Consider the following 20,504-nt stretch of genomic DNA (forward strand, 5'->3'; position numbering starts at 1 on the left):
GTTGCGGTAACGACAAGGGCCCTGCGGGGCCCTTTTTCGTGGGCGGATATCCGCCACGGTTTCGGCGCGGGGAGGCGCACAGGGCGGATTCCCGCCACTTGTACAGCTATGTGACGACAACCATACGCCTGCCCAGGCCACAGCCACCCGTGTTGTGCCATCAGTACGCAACTATGGCACGGCACCTGCAATACATTCCGCAGAGGTTTGCCACCGTGCAACTCGCCCACAACAAATCCCTCCAGACAGGAGGGTTCGTGCTTTAGGTGTCGCGAACACTCCGGAACGGGTGCCAGGCGATACACTTGAGGAACTTGCAAAATGACGACTCGTCAGCCGCTGTACAAATCGCTGTATTTCCAGGTGATCGTCGCGATCATCATCGGTATTCTGATCGGCCACTTCTACCCTCAGTTCGCGGTCAAGCTCAAGCCTTTCGGCGACGGCTTCATCAAGCTGATCAAGATGGTCATCGCCCCCATCATCTTCTGCACCGTGGTCAGCGGCATCGCCGGCATGCAGAGCATGAAGTCGGTCGGCAAGACCGGTGGCTACGCCCTGCTGTACTTCGAAGTCGTCTCGACCCTGGCGCTGATCATCGGCCTGGTCGTGGTCAACGTGGTCCAGCCCGGTGCCGGCATGCACGTCGACGTATCGACCCTGGACGCCAGCAAGATCGCCAGCTACGTTTCGGCAGGCGCTGACCAGAGCATCGTCGGCTTCATCCTCAACGTGATCCCGAACACCATCGTCGGCGCCTTCGCCAACGGCGATATCCTTCAGGTACTGATGTTCTCGGTGATCTTCGGTTTCGCCCTGCATCGCCTGGGTGCCTACGGCAAGCCGTTGCTGGACCTGATCGATCGCTTCGCCCACGCCATGTTCAACATCATCAACATGATCATGAAGCTGGCGCCGCTGGGTGCGTTCGGTGCCATGGCCTTCACCATCGGCGCCTACGGCGTGGGTTCGCTGGTGCAACTGGGCCAGTTGATGATCTGCTTCTACGTCACTTGCGTACTGTTCGTGCTGCTGGTGCTGGGCGCCATCTGCCGCGCTCACGGTTTCAGCGTGGTCAAGGTCATCCGCTACATCCGTGAAGAGCTGCTGATCGTTCTGGGCACGTCTTCCTCGGAATCGGCACTGCCACGCATGCTGATCAAGATGGAACGCCTGGGCGCGCAGAAGTCGGTCGTAGGCCTGGTCATTCCAACTGGCTACTCGTTCAACCTGGACGGTACCTCGATCTACCTGACCATGGCCGCCGTGTTCATCGCCCAGGCGACCGACACCACCATGGACCTGACTCACCAGATCACTCTGCTGCTGGTGCTGTTGCTGTCTTCCAAGGGCGCTGCCGGTGTCACCGGTTCGGGCTTCATCGTGCTGGCCGCTACTCTGTCGGCCGTTGGCCAACTGCCGGTCGCAGGCCTGGCACTGATCCTGGGTATCGACCGCTTCATGTCCGAAGCGCGCGCGCTGACCAACCTGGTCGGTAACGCGGTTGCCACCCTGGTGGTTGCCAAGTGGGTAGGCGAGCTGGACGAGAAAGTCCTGCAGACCGAGCTGGCTTCCGGTGGCCGCGCCATCGTCGACGGCCGTCCGGAAGACGACCTGGGCGTTGCCGAAGGCCGTGATGCCGACACCACGCCACAGAGCACTACCCTTCGCTGATCCCGTGCAGCGATAAAAAAACCCATCTTCGGATGGGTTTTTTGTTGGATGAAATTTGTTTCACAGCACTGAACCCGCTGCGACAATCCGCCGCAGCGCACGCCCCACGGGCGTTTGCCGATTGCTGCTATTTCAGTAAAAAACTGTTGCAGGATTCGTCTGTTTACTTAGCAAGCTACCCAACTCTATAACAAAGACCTGCACACGCCAGGTTGCAGATATTCGAGAAAGGAGCTTTCCCATGACTGTAAAAGTGACCGAACGCGACGAAGCCCATATGTCCCACGAAGGCGTGGCGGCAGGCATCCAGATCTGGGATGTCTATCAGCAGGACCTGTTGGTAGGGATGTTCCACAACGAGAACGATGCCCACAGCTACAAGAACGAACTGGAAACACTCGAAAGCCAACGCCCTTCGAATTGACCGTTCGCCGCGCAAGAAAAACCCCGCTCAGGCGGGGTTTGTCGTTTCAGGGCGTTACCACATCAGGTCGTCCGGAATCTTGTAGGCGGCGTATGGATCTTCTGCCGACTCGACTTCTTCGGTGGCCACATTGAGCATGACGATGCGCTGCGGCGCGCGCTCCTGGACCTTGAGCGCGGCCTCGCGCGGAATCACCTCATAGCCTCCGCCATGCTGCACGATCGCCAGCGAACCGTTGCTCAGCTTGCTGCGCATGAGGTTGTTGACCGACAGGCGCTTGACCTTCTTGTCGTCGACGAAGTTGTAGTAGTCCTCGGTGGTGAGCTTGGGCAGCCGGGTCGCCTCGATCAACTGCTTGACCTGCGCGGCGCGGGCCTTCTCCTCGACCTTGTCCTGCTGCTGGCGATTGAGCTCCTGGTCGCGGCGCGCCTTCTCGGCCATGGCTTGCTGGGCGATACGCTGCTGCGTGTCGTCCACCTCGACCTGGCCCTTGTTCTCCAGACGCTTCTGCTTCTGCTTGTCCTTGCTGACTTGCTTGACCTGCTTCTGGTTGACCAGTCCAGCTTTCAACAATTGGTCGCGGAGGGAAAGGCTCATGGTGTTCTGCTCACTTATAAAACGGCTCAGCCACAGCTGGGCAGATTCTGTTCCTGACGTTTGGCCTCGCCCCACAGGGCGTCCATGTCTTCCAGGGTGCAATCTTCGATGTTGGTATGGGTGTCGCGCAATGCCTGCTCGATGAAGCGGAATCGCCTGTCGAACTTGACGTTGGCACCGCGCAGGGCATTTTCCGGGTCGACCTTGAGGTGACGGGCCAGATTGACCACGCTGAACAACAGGTCGCCGATTTCTTCGGCCACCGCTGGCGCATCGTCGGCGGCCATGGCCTCCAGTACCTCGTCGAGTTCTTCCCGGACCTTGTCGAGCACCGGCAGCGGTCCCGGCCAGTCAAAACCGACAACCGCGGCACGCTTCTGCAACTTGGCAGCACGCGACAACGCCGGCAGCGCTGCGGGCACGTCGTCAAGCAGCGACAGCTGCTCGCCCGCCCCGCCCTTCTCGGCACGCTCCTGGGCTTTGATTTCTTCCCAGCGCTGCTTGACCTGTTGCTCGTCCAGCTGCGGCGTGTCCAGGGCCGCGTAGAGCTCGCCGGTGGGGAACACGTGGGGGTGGCGGCGAATCAGCTTGCGGGTGATGCCATCGACCACGCCATCGAACTCGAAACGGCCTTCCTCGCGCGCCAGCTGGCTGTAATAGACCACTTGGAACAGCAGGTCGCCAAGCTCGCCTTGGAGGTGCTCGAAGTCCTCGCGTTCGATGGCGTCGGCCACCTCATAGGCTTCTTCCAGGGTGAACGGCACGATGCTGGCGTAGGTTTGCTTCACATCCCACGGGCAACCGTGCTGCGGGTCTCGCAGCCGGGCCATGAGGTTGAGCAGGTCTTGCAGTGTGTACATGCTCGGGCTCTTTGCAAAAGTGTCGGGATCCGCCGGTTCACGGCGTCCGGTTACGGCGTGTCTCGATGATGTTCGGCAACTGCGAGATGCGTCCGAGCAGGCGTCCGAGGGCGTCGAGGCCGGGGATCTCGATGGTCAGCGACATCAAGGCGGTGTTGTCTTCCTTGTTCGAGCGGGTATTGACCGCCAACACGTTGATCCGCTCGTTGAGCAGGATCTGCGAAACGTCGCGCAGCAGGCCCGAACGGTCGTAGGCACGGATGATGATATCGACCGGATAGGTCAGCACCGGCACCGGGCCCCAGCTGACCTGAATGATCCGCTCCGGCTCGCGCCCGCCCAGTTGCAGCACCGATGCGCAGTCCTGGCGGTGGATGCTCACGCCGCGGCCCTGGGTGATGTAGCCGACGATGGCATCGCCCGGCAGCGGCTGGCAGCAGCCGGCCATCTGCGTCATCAGGTTGCCGACGCCCTGGATCTGGATATCGCCGCGCTTGCCAGGCTTGTAACCGGTGGCCTTGCGGGTGACCAGCTCCATCGGCTCGTTGCCGCGCTCGGGCTCGACCAGTTGCTGCGCCGAATTGACCAGATGCGCCAGGCGCAGGTCGCCCGCGCCGAGGGCGGCGAACATGTCCTCGGCGCCCTTGTGGTTGGCCTTTTCGGCCAGCTGGTCGAAGTCGACCTGAGGCAGGCCCAGGCGACTGAGCTCGCGCTCGAGCAGCGACTTGCCGGCGGCGACGTTCTGGTCGCGGGCCTGCAACTTGAACCAGTGGACGATCTTCGCCCGTGCGCGGGACGTGGTGACGTAGCCAAGGTTGGAGTTGAGCCAGTCACGGCTGGGCGTGCCGTGCTTGCTGGTGATGATCTCGACCTGCTCGCCGGTGTTCAGGCTGTAGTTGAGCGGGACGATGCGGCCGTTGATCTTGGCGCCGCGGCAGTTGTGACCGATCTCGGTGTGCACGCGGTAGGCGAAGTCCAGGGGCGTAGCGCCCTTGGGCAGGTCGATGGCGTGGCCGTCGGGGGTGAATACATAGACTCGATCGGGTTCGATGTCGACCCGCAACTGGTCGGCGAGGCCACCGATGTCGCCCAGCTCCTCGTGCCATTCCAGCACCTGGCGCAGCCAGGAGATCTTTTCTTCGTATTGATTGGACCCGGACTTGACATCGGTGCCCTTGTAGCGCCAGTGCGCGCAAACACCCAGCTCCGCCTCTTCGTGCATGGCGTGGGTGCGAATCTGCACTTCAAGCACCTTGCCCTCGGGACCGATCACCGCAGTGTGCAGCGACCGGTAGCCGTTCTCCTTGGGGTTGGCGATGTAGTCGTCGAACTCCTTGGGGATGTGCCGCCAGAGGGTGTGCACGATGCCCAGCGCGGTATAGCAATCGCGCATTTCCGGAACCAGCACGCGAACCGCGCGCACGTCGTAGATCTGGCTGAACTCCAGGCCCTTGCGCTGCATCTTGCGCCAGATGGAATAGATGTGTTTTGCCCGCCCGCTGATGTCGGCCTTGACCCCGGTGTCGAGCAGTTCGTTGTGCAGCTGGCTCATCACCTCGGTGATGAAACGCTCGCGATCCAGGCGGCGTTCGTGCAGCAGCTTGGCGATCTGTTTGTATTGGTCGGGCTCCAGGTAGCGGAACGACAGGTCCTCGAGTTCCCATTTGATGTGGCCGATGCCCAGTCGATGCGCCAGCGGTGCATAGATGTCGAACACCTCGCGGGCCACGCGGTTGCGCTTTTCGTCGTCGGCGCTCTTCACCGCGCGGATCGCGCAGGTACGCTCGGCCAGCTTGATCAGCGCCACGCGAACATCGTCGACCATGGCCACGAGCATCTTGCGCAGGTTCTCGACCTGTACCTGCGAGCCCAGCACCATGGACTGGCGCGGGCTGAGGCTGGCGCTGATGGCCGCCATGCGCAGCACGCCGTCGATGAGCTTGGACACGGTGCTGCCGAAGCGCCGGCCGACCTCTTCCAGGCTCGCCTTGCCCTCGCGGACCGCGCGGTAGATGACCGCGGCCATGAGCGAATCCTGGTCGAGCTTGAGGTCGGCGAGAATCTCGGCGATCTCCAGCCCCGCCTGGAAACACGACGTGCCGTCGGCCCAGGAATGCTGGGCCGGGTTGCCGACCAGTTCGGCGGCCTGGGCGAACTCGCAGGCCTGCTTCAGGGCCTCGCGATCCAGCACCAGATCCACGCTGACGATATGATCCAGCCATGCATCGAGATTGATACTGCCGTCGGTGTTGATCGGCTGGCGTGCTCTCACCTGTACCATCTTGCTTACCTTTCCCTACAACACGCCGAAGCGCATCAACAGTCGCTGGCTATGACCAATGCTGGGCCGGCAATGGTCAGGCGTTTCGCGCGCCAGTCGGATTGGACGGGCCATCCTGGCCCGCTTCGAATAACGCCATGGCCTCGACATGCGCAGTTTGCGGAAACATGTCGAGGATCCCGGCTCGTTTTAGCCTGTAGCCTTGCCTCAACAATTCGACCGTATCGCGGGCCAAAGTTGCCGGGTTACAGGAGACATACACCAGACGTTGCGCACCCAGTGCGCGGATCGTGCGCACCACCTCGAAAGCACCGTCGCGAGGTGGATCCAAGAGTACCGCAGAAAAACCTTCACCCACCCACTCGGCGGCGTCCAGAGGCTGCGACAGGTCGCTCTGGTAAAAACCAGTGTTATGCAAATTGTTGCCAGCGGCATTGTCGGCAGCACGCCGCACCATGGCCGCCACGCCTTCGACCGCCACCACTTCGCGCGCGCGCTGGGCCAGGGGCAAGGCGAAGTTGCCGAGCCCGCAGAACAGATCCAGGACTCGATCGTGGGGTTCGGGTGCCAGCCAGTCCAGCGCCTGGGCGATCATGGCATCGTTGACGGCCGCGTTAACCTGGACGAAGTCACCGGGTCGGTACGCCAGCTCGAGTCCCCAGGGCGCCAGGGCGAACCCCAGCGTTGCGCCTGCGACCAGCGGTGCCGGCTCGCCTTCGCCGTGCAGCCACAACTGCAGGCCCAGGTCCGTGCAGAAGGCCTGCAGCGCCGCCAGGTCAGTATCGGCCAGCGCGGCGGTATGACGAAGCAGCAAGGCCAGTGCGGTACCCGCGTACAGCTCGACGTGGCCCAGCGACTGAGGTTTGACGAAGCTGCGCAGCAGCTGTGGCAACTGCTCGATGACCGGCTGCAACGCCGGCACCAGCACCTGGCACTGGCTGATGTCGACGATGTCCTGGCTGGCTGCAGCGCGAAAGCCCACGGCCAGATGACGCGCCTTGGGATCCCAGCGCACTGCCAGCCGGGCGCGTCGGCGATAGCCCAGCTCGGGCCCGCTCAACGGTGCTGCCCATTGCTCGGGCGCGACTCCGGCCACGCGCGACAACTGCTCGGCCAGCAGACCTTGCTTGAGCGCCAACTGCCGGTCGTGCGGCAGGTGCTGGAGGCTGCAGCCACCGCAGGTGCCGAAATGCGGACACGGCGCCGGGCGGCGCAGTTCGCTGGCCACGAGCACGCGCTCGCAGCGCGCTTCGACGATCTTGCCGTGGGCATTGAGCACCCGCGCCTCGACCTGCTCGCCGGCCAGGGCGCCACTGACGAACCACGTCCGGCCTTCGAAGAAGGCAATGCCGCGGCCGTCGTTGGCCAGGCGCTCGATCGGCAGGCGCTGTTTCTTGCCGGTCGGTACCTGTGGCGCACGGGTGCCGCCTGTCGGCTGGAAGCGCAGGCCCGGTTTGGTTCTGGCCATCAGTTGGGCGCGTCGAAGATGCCGCTGGACAGGTAGCGGTCGCCGCGGTCGCAGATGATCGCGACGATGACCGCATTGCTCACTTCGCGCGACAGGCGCAGCATGCCTGCCACCGCGCCGCCGGACGACACGCCGCAGAAGATGCCTTCTTCGCGCGCCAGCCGACGGGTGGTTTCTTCGGCTTCGTGCTGGGCCATGTCGATGATCCGATCGACCCGATCGGCCTCGTAGATGCGCGGCAGGTATTCTTCCGGCCAGCGGCGGATGCCGGGAATGGCAGCCCCCTCCATGGGTTGCAGGCCAACGATCTGCACCGCAGGGTTCTGTTCCTTGAGAAAACGAGAGGTGCCCATGATGGTGCCGGTGGTGCCCATGGAACTGACGAAATGGGTAATGGTACCGGCGGTCTGCTGCCAGATCTCGGGGCCGGTGCTGCGATAGTGCGCCTCGGGGTTGTCGCCATTGGCGAACTGGTCGAGGACCTTGCCGCGCCCTTCGCGCTGCATGCGCTCGGCCAGGTCACGCGCGCCTTCCATGCCCTGCTCGCGGGTGACCAGGATCAGCTCGGCGCCATAGGCGGTCATGGCCGCCTTGCGCTCGGCTGTCGAGTTGTCGGGCATGATCAGGATCATCTTGTAGCCCTTGATCGCCGCCGCCATGGCCAGGGCGATACCGGTATTGCCGGAGGTCGCTTCGATCAGGGTGTCGCCGGGCTGGATCTGCCCGCGGCTTTCGGCGCGGCTGATCATCGACAGCGCCGGGCGGTCCTTCACGGAACCGGCCGGGTTGTTGCCTTCCAGCTTGAGCAGCAAGGTGTTGCTGGTCTCGCCGGCCAGGCGCTGCAGGCGCACCAGCGGCGTGTTGCCGACGCAGTCGGCGATGGTTAGGTACTGCGGGGTCATGGCGTATTCGCAATCCAGACTGCGGGGGTGGCCTATCATACCGGCAAACGGCGCCTACCCATATCACGCAAAGTGCGCACCTTATAGCGCGAAAGCATAAGCAGCCGGTGCGGCACCTTCACACGCGCAAGTCCAATGCCCTTCCATGACCTTTGGTCGTTCTGGTTCAGCCCCTGGCGACCTTGCACATGCCATTGGCCCAACGCCGCGGCGCGCGCGACTGGCGCATCGGCACGCCCCGCTGTATTTTCCCAGCATTGCTCAGTCAGAAAGGCGCCTGCGGCGTGTTGAAGAAACTCGGTATCAAAACCCGCGTGCTGTTGCTCGCGCTCATTCCGGCCACCTGCATGGCGCTGATCCTGGGGGGTTATTTCACCTGGATGCAGCAGTCCGACCTGCAGCGGCAGTTGCTGCAGCGCGGCGACATGATTTCCGAACAGCTCGCGCCGCTGGCCGCACCGGCACTGGCGGCCAAGGACCGCGAGCGCCTGGAGCGCATCGCCGCGCAGTCCCTGGAGCTGACCGACGTGCGCTCGGTGACCTTCCTGGGGGCGGACAGGACGCTGCTCGCCCATGCCGGGCCGATGATGCTCAACGCGGTGCCGATCGGCAACAGCACGCACTCGCTGCAGCGCAGCGGCTTCGACGCCACGCGCTATCTGATGCCCGTGTTCGGCCGCCATCGCGACCTGGCCAGTGACGAGGTGCCCGGCGAAGTCGATCACCTGCTGGGCTGGGTCGAACTGGAACTGTCCCATGACGGCACCTTGCTGCGCGGCTACCGCAGCCTGTTCGCCAGCCTGCTGCTGATCCTCACCGGGCTGAGCATCACCGCGCTGCTTGCCGCGCACATGAGTCGCAGCATCAGTGCGCCGATTCGGCAGATCAAGGACACCGTCACGCAGATCAAGGACGGCAATCTGGAAAGTCGCGTACCGGCCATGGGCAGCCATGAAATGGACGCCCTGGCCGCCGGCATCAATCGCATGGCCGAAACCCTGCAGGACGCCCAGGAAGAACTGCAGCACAGCATCGACCAGGCCACCGAAGACGTCCGGCAGAACCTGGAAACCATCGAGATCCAGAACATCGAACTGGACCTGGCGCGCAAGGAAGCGTTGGAAGCGAGCCGGATCAAATCCGAATTCCTCGCCAACATGAGTCACGAAATCAGGACCCCACTCAACGGCATACTGGGCTTCACTCATCTACTGCAGAAAAGCGAGCTCACCCCGCGCCAGCTGGATTACCTGGGCACCATCGAGAAATCCGCAGACAGCCTGCTCGGCATCATCAATGAAATCCTCGACTTCTCGAAGATCGAGGCCGGCAAGCTGGTACTCGACAATATTCCCTTCAATCTGCGCGACCTGCTGCAGGACACGCTGACCATCCTCGCACCCGCCGCCCATGCCAAGCAGCTCGAACTGGTCAGCCTGGTCTACCGCGACACCCCGCTGTCGCTGGTCGGCGACCCGCTGCGGCTCAAGCAGATCCTGACCAACCTGGTCAGCAACGCCATCAAGTTCACGCGCGAGGGCACCATCGTCGCCCGCGCCATGATGGAGGACGAGAACGAAGACAGCGTGCAACTGCGCATCAGTGTCCAGGACACCGGTATCGGCCTGTCCGGCCAGGATGTGCGGGCGCTGTTCCAGGCGTTCAGCCAGGCCGACAACTCGCTGTCGCGGCAGCCCGGCGGCACGGGCCTGGGGCTGGTGATCTCCAAGCGTCTGGTCGAACAGATGGGTGGCGAGATCGGGGTCGACAGCACGCCCGGCGAGGGCTCGGAATTCTGGATCAGCCTCAATCTGCCCAAGGCGCGCGACGATGCCGAGGACCTGCCGTCGGCGCCCCTGCTCGGCCGTCGCATCGCGATCGTCGATGGCCATGAACTGGCGCGGCAGGCCCTGCAGCATCAGCTCGAAGACTGTGGCCTGGACGTCACCGACTTCAAGTCGCTGGACAAGCTGGTACTGGCCACCCACGCTGCGCGGCAGGCAGGCCAGCCGCTCGATCTGGCCGTGCTGGGCATCACCGCCCATGAGATATCGCCGGAACGCCTGGGCGTGCAGATTCGCGAGATCGAGCAGAGCGGCTGCCAGGTGCTGGTGCTGTGCCCGACTACCGAACAAGCGCTGTTCCATGCCGCAGTGCCCAATGCGGATCGTCAGCTGCAGGCCAAGCCCAGTTGCACACGCCGACTGCGCCGAGCGCTGGCGGACCTGATCAACCCCAAGCAATTGCGCTACGAAAGCCCCGAGGGCAGCGGCGAGCGCGCACCGCGCGTGCTGTGCGTGGACGACAATCCGGCCAACCTGCTGCTGGTGCAGACCCTGCTCGAAGACCTCGGCGCCGAAGTGCGTGCGGTGGACAAAGGTGCGGCGGCGATCAAGGCCGTACAGGAAGGCGGGCTCGACCTGGTGCTGATGGACGTGCAGATGCCGGAGATGGACGGCCGCGAAACCACCGAGCGCATCCGGCTGTGGGAAAGTGCCCAGACCGGTGCCGCCCTGCCCATCGTGGCGCTGACTGCCCATGCGATGGCCAATGAAAAGAGGGCCTTGCTGCAGAGCGGCATGGACGACTACCTGACCAAGCCCATCAGCGAACGCCAGCTGGCCCAGGTGGTGCTGAAATGGACCGGGCTGGCGCTCAGCGCGCAGGGCCTGGACAAGACCGCGGACCTGCCGCTGGAAAGCAATACCCTGCAGGTGCTCGATGCCGCCGAAGGCCTGCGCCTGGCGGCAGGCAAGGCCGATCTGGCCGCCGACATGCTGGCGATGCTGCTGGCGTCACTGCAGGCCGACCGCGAAGCCATTCAACTGGCGCGAATCAATGCCGATCAGAATGCCATGATCGAGCGGGTGCATCGCCTGCACGGCGCCACACGCTATTGCGGCGTGCCGCAACTGCGTGCGGCCTGCCTGCGCAGCGAAACCCTGCTCAAGCAGAACGATCCGGCAGCCTTGGCGGCGCTGAATGAACTGGACGACGCCATCACTCGCCTCGAGGAACAGGCCCGCGCGATGGCCTGAGGCCCCGCCGTGGCCGGCGTGCTAGCATGTCGCGTCTATTTGGAGGACCCATGGTCGAACACGATTTCCGCTTCAGTCTGCTCAACCCGCAGCACACCTTGATCGAGTGCCGCGCGCTCATGCCCGGCCGTTACCAGGTCACCGGCAACGGCGGCTCGATCCACAACACCGACACCCTGCTGGTCACCCTCAAGGGCAGCAAGGATCTTTCGATGCGCCTGGTGGTGGAGAAGGTCCGTCATCTGATCAACCCGCCTGGCCAGTGGGTGGCCGTGGCCACCGGCCCGGTGTTCGGCGAACTGGCGATCCATCAGTGGAAAGTCAATTGCGACAGCTGCGGCAAGGTCCTCGACTTCGAATTTGCGGTGGACGCCAAGCTCGGTACCAAGGCGCAGAAACCTGCAGCGGAGGCGCGCATTGCCGAACTGGGCTGGGCCAATCGCAATGGCAAGCATATCTGCCGACAGTGCCAGGCCGCCCCGGCGGGCTGAACGCGGCAGCCGCATAACGCAGTTGGGCATGTGGTGTTCGCTTTGGGGATGCAGCGGACGGTGCGGAACGTGGACTAATTGACATGGCGCCACGGCACACGAGGGCGCTTTAGCTGCACTCGCCTTTCCCTGGAGCCATAGCCCATGAAAACCGTCGCGGAACTGTTGAAGAGTAAAGTCCAGCACAACCAGCAGGTGCACACCATCGAGCCGCAACAGATGGTGTTCGATGCCCTCAAGCTCATGGCGCAGATGAATGTCGGCGCCCTGCCGGTGGTGGTCGAGGGGCGCGTGGTGGGTATCGTCAGCGAGCGCGACTATGCACGCAAGATGGTGCTGCTGGGGCGCTCGTCGATTGGCACGCCGGTCAGCGAGATCATGAGCGCCCATGTGATCACCGTGACTCCCCAACAGAACATCGATCATTGCATGGCATTGATGACCGAGGGTCGTCTGCGCCACCTGCCGGTGGTCGACAACGGCCAACTGCTGGGGCTGCTATCCATCGGTGACCTGGTCAAGGAAGCCATCGCCGAACAAGCCAGCCTGATCGAGCAGCTGCAGCAGTACATCCGCGGCGAATGAAGCAGCCAGCGTGGTAAACCCTGTGGGAGCTGTGCTACCCCTGACACACGGCAGCGCCTGCTTCGCGGGCAGAGCCTGCTCCCACAAATTTCGCGGCCCACTCCCACACATTGATCCCACGGGCTGCCTGCGGGCAGGAATTCTGGACAAAAAAAAAGCGACCCGAAGGTCGCTTTTTTTTGCTTCAGAGAGTTCAAGGGCTCTGAGGCGGAATTAATGGCGCAGCGGACGGGACTCGAACCCGCGACCCCCGGCGTGACAGGCCGGTATTCTAACCGACTGAACTACCGCTGCGCGTAACACTGAGAGAGATTGGTGGGTGATGACGGGATCGAACCGCCGACCCTCTGCTTGTAAGGCAGATGCTCTCCCGGCTGAGCTAATCACCCTTTGTCTCTCGGTGTGGCGCGCATTCTACGGAGCGACCCAAACTCTGGCAAGCACTTTTTCAAAAAAATTTTCGAGGCCTTCCAAACACTTAGCACAGGGATGGCGTCGGCTTCGCACACGGAGAATAATGCCTGCCTAATGTTGAGGAGTGCTTCACCCCATGTGGTTCAAAAACCTGCTTGTCTACCGTCTTACCCAGGATATCCCCTTCGACGCCGAGGCTTTGGAAACCGCACTGGCGACTAAACCGGCACGCCCATGTGCCAGCCAGGAACTGACCACCTACGGTTTCGTGGCGCCGTTCGGCAAAGGCGAAGACGCCCCGTTCGTGCATGTCAGCCAGGATTTCATGCTGATCGCCGCACGCAAGGAAGAGCGCATCCTGCCGGGCAGTGTCGTGCGTGACGCGGTCAAGGAGAAGGTCGAGGAGATCGAGGCCGAGCAGATGCGCAAGGTCTACAAGAAGGAACGCGACCAGATCAAGGACGAGATCATCCAGGCCTTCCTGCCGCGCGCGTTCATTCGTCGCTCGTCGACCTTCGCCGCCATTGCGCCCAAGCAAGGCTTGATCCTGGTCAATTCGGCCAGCCCGAAACGCGCCGAAGATCTGCTGTCGACCCTGCGTGAGGTGATCGGCTCGTTGCCGGTGCGCCCGCTGACCGTGAAGGTGGCGCCGACCGCGACCATGACCGAGTGGGTGAAGACGCAGAAAGCGGCCGATGACTTCCATGTTCTGGACGAGTGCGAACTGCGCGACACCCATGAAGATGGCGGTATCGTGCGTTGCAAGCGCCAGGATCTGACCAGCGACGAGATCCAATTGCACCTGAGCACTGGCAAGCAGGTTACCCAGTTGTCGCTGGCGTGGCAGGACAAGCTGTCATTCGTGCTGGATGACAAGATGGTGGTCAAGCGTTTGAAGTTCGAGGAATTGCTGCAGGATCAAGCCGAGCAGGACGGTGGCGAGGAAGCGCTGGGGCAGCTGGATGCCAGCTTTACCTTGATGATGCTGACCTTCGGTGAATTCCTGCCCGTGCTGTTCGAGGCGCTGGGCGGCGAAGAGCTGCCCCAGGGGATTTGACCGGCAGCGCGCCCTTCGCGGGCAGAGCCCGCTCCCACAGGGGTTGCGCGATTTCTGTGGGGGTGGGCTCTGCGGTGAGTCAGGCAGACCGTGGTGCGGCTTTCGCGGCCGCGGACCGCTCCTACAGGGGGTGCGCGATTTCTGTGGGAGTGAGCGCTGCCCGCGAAGGGGCGCTGCGGTGAGTCAGGCAGACCGTGGTGTGGCTTTCGCGGCCGCGGACCGCTCCTCCAGGGGTTTGCGGGTACCAACATGATGATTCTATATAAGAAGGAACTACCCCATGCGCGCCTTGGCCGCTTTGAGTCGCTTCGTTGGCAATACCTTTGCCTACTGGGTCCTGCTGTTCGCCATACTGGCGTTTCTGGCGCCTGAATGGTTCATCGGCCTCAAGCCGCTGATCGTGCCGCTGCTGGGCCTGGTGATGTTCGGCATGGGCCTGACCCTCAAGCTCGACGATTTTGCCGAGGTCGGGCGTCATCCGTGGCGCGTGGCGCTGGGCGCGGTCGCGCACTTCGTGATCATGCCAGGTGTCGCCTGGCTGTTGTGCCAGGTGTTCCATCTGCCGCCGGAGATCGCCGTCGGTGTGATTCTGGTCGGTTGCTGCCCGAGCGGCACCTCGTCCAACGTGATGACCTGGCTGGCCAAGGGCGACCTGGCGCTGTCGGTGGCCATCGCGGCGGTGACTACCCTGCTCGCCCCGCTGCTCACCCCTGCCCTGATCTGGCTGTTGGCTTCGGCCTGGCTGCCGGTATCGTTCATGGAAATGTTCTGGTCGATCCTGCAACTGGTCATGCTGCCGATCGTCCTGGGCGTCGTTGCCCAGAAGCTGCTCGGTGCACGGGTCCAGCTGGCGGTCGATGTGCTGCCGCTGGTGTCGGTGGTGAGTATCGTGTTGATCGTCTGCGCCGTGGTCGCGGCCAGCCAGGCACGCATTGCCGAGTCGGGCCTGTTGATCATGGCGGTGGTGATTCTGCACAACAGTTTCGGTTTCCTGCTCGGCTACTTCACCGGCAAGCTGTTCAAGCTGCCGCTGGCGCAGCGCAAGTCATTGGCCTTGGAAGTCGGGATGCAGAACTCGGGACTGGGCGCAGCCTTGGCCAGTGCTCACTTCTCACCGCTGGCGGCGGTGCCCAGCGCCTTGTTCAGCGTCTGGCACAATATTTCCGGAGCACTGCTCTCGACCTATTTCCGGCGCATGGAAGGCACCGAGCCGGGCGCGTTGAAGACCGAACCTTGATCCGCCGCACTTGATCCATCGGGCAAGGATGGGCAACATGGTGTTCGGCGCCGGGACGACCCGGCGCCACTTTTCCTGCAAACGGGGACGACCCCATCTTCGATGAGGGTTTTTCCATGTCCTGGTTACTGTTGTTCTTCGCCGGTCTGTTCGAAGTGTGCTGGGCCATCGGCCTGAAGTACACCGACGGCTTTACCCGCCCCCTTCCTACCGTGTTGACCGTTGCCGCCATGGCGGCGAGCCTCGGCCTGCTCGGCCTGGCCATGCGTGAGCTGCCCTTGGGCACCGCCTATGCCATCTGGACCGGGGTCGGTGCGGTGGGTACGGTGATTGCCGGTATCGTGCTGTTTGGCGAGTCGATGGCGCTGATGCGGATGGTCAGTGTGGGTCTGATCATCCTGGGGTTGGTGGGGCTGAAGGTCAGCACTTGATCCTGTAACGCTCCTGTAGGAGCGGTCTGTGGCCGCGAACCGAGCGCTGCGGTGCGTCAGCCAATTTGCGGGGCCCTTTTCGCGGGCAGAGCCCGCTCCCACAATGAGACGATGTACCCGCATTCATTGTGGGAGCGGGCTCTGCCCGCGAAGAATCCCCACCAATCGATCCATCAAGCCAGGCTTTTGCTGACCACTTCGTAGACGTCGCTGGACAGCGGGCCGGAGGCGAGAATCCGTTCAAGCTCGGCTTTCATCAGTGCCTGCCGCGCACTGTCGTACTTTCTCCAACGGGTCAGCGGCGACAGTTGCCGCGAGGCGATCTGCGGGTTCAGGGCATTGAGCTCGATCACCAGGTCGGCCAGGAAACGGTAGCCCGAGCCATCGGCCGCATGGAAGTTGATCAGGTTCTGACCCGCGAAGGCACCGATCAGCGCACGCACCTTGTTCGGGTTCTTCAGGGTGAACGCCGGATGCTGCATCAGCGCCTTCACCCGCTGCAGCCCGCCCGGCAAGCCACTGGCCGCCTGCACGCTGAACCACTGATCCATGACCAGTGGATTGTCCTTGAAGTGTTCGGCAAAGGCTTGCAGGGCACGCGCCTTTTCCGCTTCGAACGGCGAATTGACCAACACCGCCAGGGCCGTCAGGCGCTCGGTCATGTTGTCGCAGGCATCATATTGTTCAAGGGTAGCGGCGAGCACTTCGGGACGTCCGCTGAGCATCAGGTAGGACAACGCGATGTTCTGCAGCGCGCGGCGGGCGAAATGCTCTTTCTCGGCCACGTACGCAGTGGCCCTGGAGACCTCGCGATTGGCCTGGTAGCGCGTCCACAGCCCATCGAACAGACCGTCGGCCAGCTGCTTGCGGGCGAACTCGCGAGCGGCATGGATCGCGTCGACATCGGCCACTTCGCTGATCTCGGCCAGATAGGCCTCGCTGGGCAACGACAACATCTCGGCAACCATCGCCGGATCCAGTTGCGGATTCTCCAGCACGCTGGCCAGGGCCGTGAGCAGGCGTGGATCCATCGACAACGACTCGCCGCGCTGGTACTGGCCGATCATTTCCTGCAGCACCTGGACCGACAGCTGCTGGCCGGCATCCCAGCGGTTGAAACCGTCGCTGTCGTGCTGCATGAGGAACATCAGCTGGTCACGGGTATACGGGAAGATCAGTTTGACCGGCGCACTGAAGCCGCGCAGCAGCGACGGCAATGGTTGCTCGGCGATGTCGACGAAAGTGAACGTCTGCTCCGCCTCGGTCACCGCCAGCACACGGCTGGTACCGACCGCCGCGGCCTCGTCGCTCAAACGCAATGGCAGCTCCTGGCCATTGGCGTCAAGCAGGCCCAGCGCCACGGGAATCACGAACGGCAGCTTCTCGACCTTGTCCGGTGTCTCGGGACAGCTCTGGCGCAGGGTCAGGCTGTAGGTGCGAGCCTGCGCATCGTAGCGTTCGCTGACCTGCAGCCGCGGCGTGCCCGCCTGGCTGTACCAGCGCTTGAACTGCTCGAGCTCGACACCGTTGGCGTCTTCCATCGCACTGATGAAGTCGTCGCAGGTCACGGCCTGGCCATCGTGACGCTCGAAGTACAGGTCGCTGCCCTTGCGGAAGCCTTCGGCGCCCAGCAGGGTGTGCAGCATGCCGACCACTTCCGAGCCCTTCTCGTACACGGTCAAGGTGTAGAAGTTGGAGATCTCGATGAAGCTGTCGGGGCGCACCGCGTGAGCCATCGGCCCGGCATCTTCGGCGAACTGATGGGTGCGCAGGTAGGCGACGTCCTGGATGCGCTTGACGGTCGGCGAATGCATGTCGGCGCTGAAGCCTGCATCACGGTATACGGTGAAGCCTTCCTTGAGCGACAACTGGAACCAGTCGCGGCAGGTCACCCGGTTGCCCGACCAGTTGTGGAAATATTCGTGGGCGACGATGGCCTCGACCCGCTGGTGGGCGGCATCGGTGGCGGTTTCGGCGCGGGCCAGCACGGCGCTGGAGTTGAAGATGTTCAGGCCCTTGTTTTCCATGGCGCCCATGTTGAAGTCGTTGACCGCGACGATCATGAAGATGTCCAGGTCGTACTCACGGCCGTAGGCTTCTTCGTCCCAATGCATGGACTTCTTCAGGCTGGTCATGGCGTGAGCGCACTTGTCGATGTTCTCCGGCTCGACATAGATGCGCAGCGCCACATCGCGACCACTGACGGTGGTGAAGCTGTCTTCCACGCACCACAGGTCACCGGCCACCAGCGCGAACAGGTACGCCGGTTTCACGAACGGGTCTTCCCAGGTGGCCCAGTGCCGGCCATCTTCCTGGGGGCCGTTGCCGACCGGATTGCCGTTGGACAGCAGGATCGGGTACTGCTGCTGGTCGGCGATCAACGTGGTGGTGAAGCGGCTCATCACGTCGGGACGGTCGAGGTAGTAGGTGATCTTGCGGAAGCCTTCGGCCTCGCACTGGGTACAGAACATGCCCGTGGACTTGTACAGGCCTTCCAGTGCGGTGTTGGTTTCGGGGTGGATGCGCACGCTGGTGTCGACGGTGAACGCCTCGCTGCGCGGCTGCAGGGTCAGGCTGTCGGCGGTCAGCTGGTAGTCGGCGGCACCCAGGTCGCTGTCGTCGAGCTTGACGCCGAGCAGTTCCATCAACTCGCCGTCGAGCACCAGCGGTGGCAGCCCGGCCCCGCGCGCCGGGTTGCGGCGCATGACCAACTGCGCGTGGACCAGGCTGTGATCGTCGAACAACTCAAATGTCAGGTGCGTCTCGTCGATCAGATAATCGGGCGCCTGATAGTCTTTCAGGTAGATCATTTTCGGTTGTTCGGTACGCATGCGAAAACCCTTCTACTGATGCACGGCCAATTGGTAAGCCGTGTACTTGCGAATATTGATGACGCCGGAGTCGAAGATCAGGTATTGACCCTTGATGCCCAGCAACGTGCCTTCGGCGATGGGGTTCTTGTCCAGGTTGAAGCTGGCGATCTTGCTCGGGTAGGTGTGCACCGGGTAGCGGATCTCGATGGGGTCCACATCGTTCAGGGCCTGGATCGCCTGCAGGCCGAAACGATCCTGCAGCATCTGGATACCGGCCGCGCAGCTGTCGAACAGTTGCTCGCGGATAGCCACCAGGTCCACCGCCGGGGCGTCACCCTTGAGCAGCGCGCGCCAGTTGGTGCGGTCCGCGACCTGCGAGCGGAACAGGTCTTCGACCAGCCCGGATTGCTGGCGGGTCGCCACGCGCATGATCGGCAGTGCCTGGCTGGCGCCCTGGTCGAGCCAGCGGGTAGGCAACTGGCTGGCGCGGGTGATGCCGACCTTGACCCCTGAAGAGTTGGCCAGATAGACCACATGATCGGTCATGCAGAACTGCTCGCCCCAGGCCGGATCGCGGCAGGTACCGGCGTCGTAGTGGCATTTTTCCGGAGCCATGATGCACACATCGCACTGGGCCAGCTTGGTCATACAGGGGTAGCAGTAGCCTTGGCTGAAACTGGTCTTGGTCTTGCGTCCGCAGTTCACGCAGTGGATGGCGCCGAGAAACTCCAGGCGCAGCTTGCTGCCGATCAAGGGATTGACGGCAATCTGCGTATCGCCCAGACGCAGCTGGTATTGCACCACTGGCGCCTCGAGCTGTGCGGACATCTTGCTGGCCGCACCGCGACCGAGCTCTTGCAGGGTGTCTTGCGCAAAGAGATCGCAGGTCAATGGATCGAATCCGACTTGAACAGGATGTTTTCGATCGGCGCGGACTTCGAGGCGCACTCTTGCGGGCCCATGTAGCCGGTACGCTGATCTTCGGGCAGGTTCTTCATTTCCCAGGCGATGATGGCCTGCAGGGTCAGTTCTTTCTGCTCGGCGGTCAGCTTGCGGCCGTCGGACCATTTGCCGATTTCGACGGCCAGCTTGAGGCTTTCGTAGATATCAGGGGTGATGTTTTCGATCATGTGGGCGAATGACGACATGCGGAGGCCTCCAATGGATGCTGGCATTTTAAACGGTGTACCGAGTGCGTAAAGCGAAATCCCGGCCCCCGGCCCTAGACCGCTAGGGAACCGAGCCAGCCGGGGTCAGTCGCGCGGTGAGGAATTCCAGCAGGGCATGCACCTTGGGCAGGGCTTCACGGCTTTTCAGCCACACCAGGTTCATTGCCAGGCCGTCGGTGGCCAATGGCGCGAGCACTTCGACCAGGGCGCCGCTGTCCAGATGCCGCTGGATCAGCCAGGTCGGCAGCTGGGCGATGCCCTGCCCGGCAAGCACGGCCATCACCTGCCCTTCGCCGTCGCCAACGGCCACGTGCGGATGAATGGTCCGTCGCTCCATGTCGCCGGGCTGGCGGCCCTTGAAGTACCACGGATAGACCGTGCCATCGGTCTGCCCATAGCCAACGCAGCGATGCTGTTCCAGCTCACGCTCGCCCTGTGGCGTGCCGTGCTCGTGCAGGTAGGCGGGTGCTGCGCAGAACACCAGCCGCTGACGCCCCAGGAAGCGTCGCCCGACGTTGCTCGGCCAGGCATCGGAACCCCCGATGCGCACGACGATGTCGATGCCTTCCTGGACAGGGTCGACGAAGCGGTCCGAGAACGACACGTGAGGCTGCAGCCGCGGATGCCGCGCAGCGAACTCGAGAATCAGCGGCAGCACGTGCAATCGGCCGTAGGACGCAGGCAGGTCGATGCGCAGGCGGCCATGGGGTTCGCGCTGCTCGGCGCTCATGGCCAGTTCCACCTCTTCGAGGTCGGCGAGCACGCTGGTGCAGGTGCGGTAGAAGGTCTGCCCTGCCTCGGTCAGCGCCAGGCGCCGCGTGGTGCGCTGGAACAACCGTACGCCGAGCCGCGCTTCCAGGCGCGCAACGCCTTTGCTGACCGCCGAGTTGCTGAGGTTCAGCCTTTCGGCGGCGGCGGTGAAACTGCCCAGGTCGGCGACGCTGACGAAGACGTCGATGCCCTTGAGGCGCTCCGAGGAAAACATCGCACCTCCGATTGGTGAATTCAGTTCAATTCACAAGGTAATTAATGGCCGGGATTTTCCAGGACTTCCCCAATAGGC

Annotated in this window: 17 protein-coding genes and 2 tRNA genes; 8 read left to right on the forward strand and 11 right to left on the reverse strand. The window is 63.1% G+C overall.

Going from position 1 to position 20,504, the window contains the following annotated elements; genetic code table 11:
* Positions 1–321: 321 nt before the first annotated feature.
* On the forward strand, positions 322–1,674 hold the full coding sequence (locus H7993_RS05765) for a dicarboxylate/amino acid:cation symporter (RefSeq protein ID WP_185793751.1): 1,353 nt from the start codon (positions 322–324) through the stop codon (positions 1,672–1,674).
* 241 nt (positions 1,675–1,915) lie between these two features.
* Positions 1,916–2,098 carry a hypothetical protein gene (locus H7993_RS05770; RefSeq protein ID WP_185793752.1) on the forward strand — a complete coding sequence of 61 codons (183 nt, stop codon included), beginning with the start codon at positions 1,916–1,918 and terminating at the stop codon, positions 2,096–2,098.
* A 54-nt stretch (positions 2,099–2,152) separates the two neighbouring features.
* Here H7993_RS05770 and H7993_RS05775 read toward each other — a convergent pair whose 3' ends face one another.
* The 5 genes from H7993_RS05775 to cysM form a co-directional block, all read right to left on the reverse strand.
* Positions 2,153–2,695 (reverse strand): DUF2058 domain-containing protein, encoded by a 543-nt coding sequence (locus H7993_RS05775; RefSeq protein ID WP_122797447.1) that lies wholly within the window; start codon positions 2,693–2,695, stop codon positions 2,153–2,155.
* Positions 2,696–2,721: 26 nt separating this feature from the next.
* Positions 2,722–3,555, reverse strand: coding sequence for a nucleoside triphosphate pyrophosphohydrolase (gene mazG, locus H7993_RS05780; RefSeq protein ID WP_185793753.1), 834 nt, complete (start codon positions 3,553–3,555; stop codon positions 2,722–2,724).
* 37 nt (positions 3,556–3,592) lie between these two features.
* Positions 3,593–5,836: a GTP diphosphokinase gene (gene relA / locus H7993_RS05785; RefSeq protein ID WP_122478932.1), complete on the reverse strand. Its 2,244-nt coding sequence runs from the start codon at positions 5,834–5,836 to the stop codon at positions 3,593–3,595.
* A 76-nt stretch (positions 5,837–5,912) separates the two neighbouring features.
* On the reverse strand, positions 5,913–7,304 hold the full coding sequence (gene rlmD / locus H7993_RS05790) for a 23S rRNA (uracil(1939)-C(5))-methyltransferase RlmD (protein WP_185793754.1): 1,392 nt from the start codon (positions 7,302–7,304) through the stop codon (positions 5,913–5,915).
* Positions 7,304–8,206 (reverse strand): cysteine synthase CysM, encoded by a 903-nt coding sequence (gene cysM, locus H7993_RS05795; protein ID WP_163007601.1) that lies wholly within the window; start codon positions 8,204–8,206, stop codon positions 7,304–7,306. The genes rlmD and cysM overlap by 1 nt, the downstream gene beginning before the upstream one ends.
* 284 nt (positions 8,207–8,490) lie before the next feature.
* Between cysM and H7993_RS05800 the strand changes: the two genes are divergently transcribed.
* The 3 genes from H7993_RS05800 to H7993_RS05810 all read left to right on the forward strand — a co-directional run bounded on the left by H7993_RS05800 (position 8,491) and on the right by H7993_RS05810 (position 12,320).
* Positions 8,491–11,244, forward strand: a complete 2,754-nt coding sequence (locus H7993_RS05800) for a response regulator (RefSeq protein WP_185794186.1) — start codon at positions 8,491–8,493, stop codon at positions 11,242–11,244.
* A gap of 50 nt (positions 11,245–11,294) precedes the next feature.
* On the forward strand, positions 11,295–11,735 hold the full coding sequence (locus H7993_RS05805) for a hypothetical protein (RefSeq protein ID WP_185793755.1): 441 nt from the start codon (positions 11,295–11,297) through the stop codon (positions 11,733–11,735).
* Positions 11,736–11,879: 144 nt separating this feature from the next.
* A complete protein-coding gene (locus H7993_RS05810) occupies positions 11,880–12,320 on the forward strand; it encodes a CBS domain-containing protein (protein WP_122478939.1) in 441 nt (146 codons plus the stop codon).
* Between the two features lie 217 nt (positions 12,321–12,537).
* Here H7993_RS05810 and H7993_RS05815 read toward each other — a convergent pair.
* A tRNA-Asp gene (locus H7993_RS05815) sits at positions 12,538–12,614 on the reverse strand.
* A 19-nt stretch (positions 12,615–12,633) separates the two neighbouring features.
* Positions 12,634–12,709, reverse strand: a tRNA-Val gene (locus H7993_RS05820).
* Positions 12,710–12,870: 161 nt separating this feature from the next.
* Here H7993_RS05820 and rdgC point away from each other — a divergent pair.
* The 3 genes from rdgC to sugE all read left to right on the forward strand — a co-directional run bounded on the left by rdgC (position 12,871) and on the right by sugE (position 15,459).
* Positions 12,871–13,791, forward strand: a complete 921-nt coding sequence (gene rdgC / locus H7993_RS05825; RefSeq protein WP_185793756.1) for a recombination-associated protein RdgC — start codon at positions 12,871–12,873, stop codon at positions 13,789–13,791.
* Between the two features lie 280 nt (positions 13,792–14,071).
* Complete coding sequence (locus H7993_RS05830; RefSeq protein ID WP_185793757.1) at positions 14,072–15,028, forward strand: bile acid:sodium symporter family protein; 957 nt, start codon at positions 14,072–14,074, stop codon at positions 15,026–15,028.
* Between the two features lie 116 nt (positions 15,029–15,144).
* Positions 15,145–15,459 (forward strand): quaternary ammonium compound efflux SMR transporter SugE, encoded by a 315-nt coding sequence (sugE, locus tag H7993_RS05835; protein WP_122478945.1) that lies wholly within the window; start codon positions 15,145–15,147, stop codon positions 15,457–15,459.
* A gap of 173 nt (positions 15,460–15,632) precedes the next feature.
* On the opposite strand, the gene pepN is transcribed toward sugE, so the two are convergent.
* The 4 genes from pepN to H7993_RS05855 form a co-directional block, all read right to left on the reverse strand.
* Complete coding sequence (gene pepN / locus H7993_RS05840; RefSeq protein ID WP_185793758.1) at positions 15,633–18,290, reverse strand: aminopeptidase N; 2,658 nt, start codon at positions 18,288–18,290, stop codon at positions 15,633–15,635.
* Between the two features lie 12 nt (positions 18,291–18,302).
* A complete protein-coding gene (locus tag H7993_RS05845) occupies positions 18,303–19,133 on the reverse strand; it encodes a DUF2797 domain-containing protein (protein ID WP_185794187.1) in 831 nt (276 codons plus the stop codon).
* Positions 19,134–19,159: 26 nt separating this feature from the next.
* Positions 19,160–19,420: a YeaC family protein gene (locus H7993_RS05850; protein ID WP_122478948.1), complete on the reverse strand. Its 261-nt coding sequence runs from the start codon at positions 19,418–19,420 to the stop codon at positions 19,160–19,162.
* Positions 19,421–19,502: 82 nt separating this feature from the next.
* Positions 19,503–20,426, reverse strand: a complete 924-nt coding sequence (locus H7993_RS05855) for a LysR family transcriptional regulator (RefSeq protein ID WP_185793759.1) — start codon at positions 20,424–20,426, stop codon at positions 19,503–19,505.
* Positions 20,427–20,504: the final 78 nt, after the last annotated feature.

The sequence above is a fragment of the Pseudomonas baltica genome (genome assembly GCF_014235765.1).
In the GTDB taxonomy this organism is placed as follows: domain Bacteria; phylum Pseudomonadota; class Gammaproteobacteria; order Pseudomonadales; family Pseudomonadaceae; genus Aquipseudomonas; species Aquipseudomonas baltica.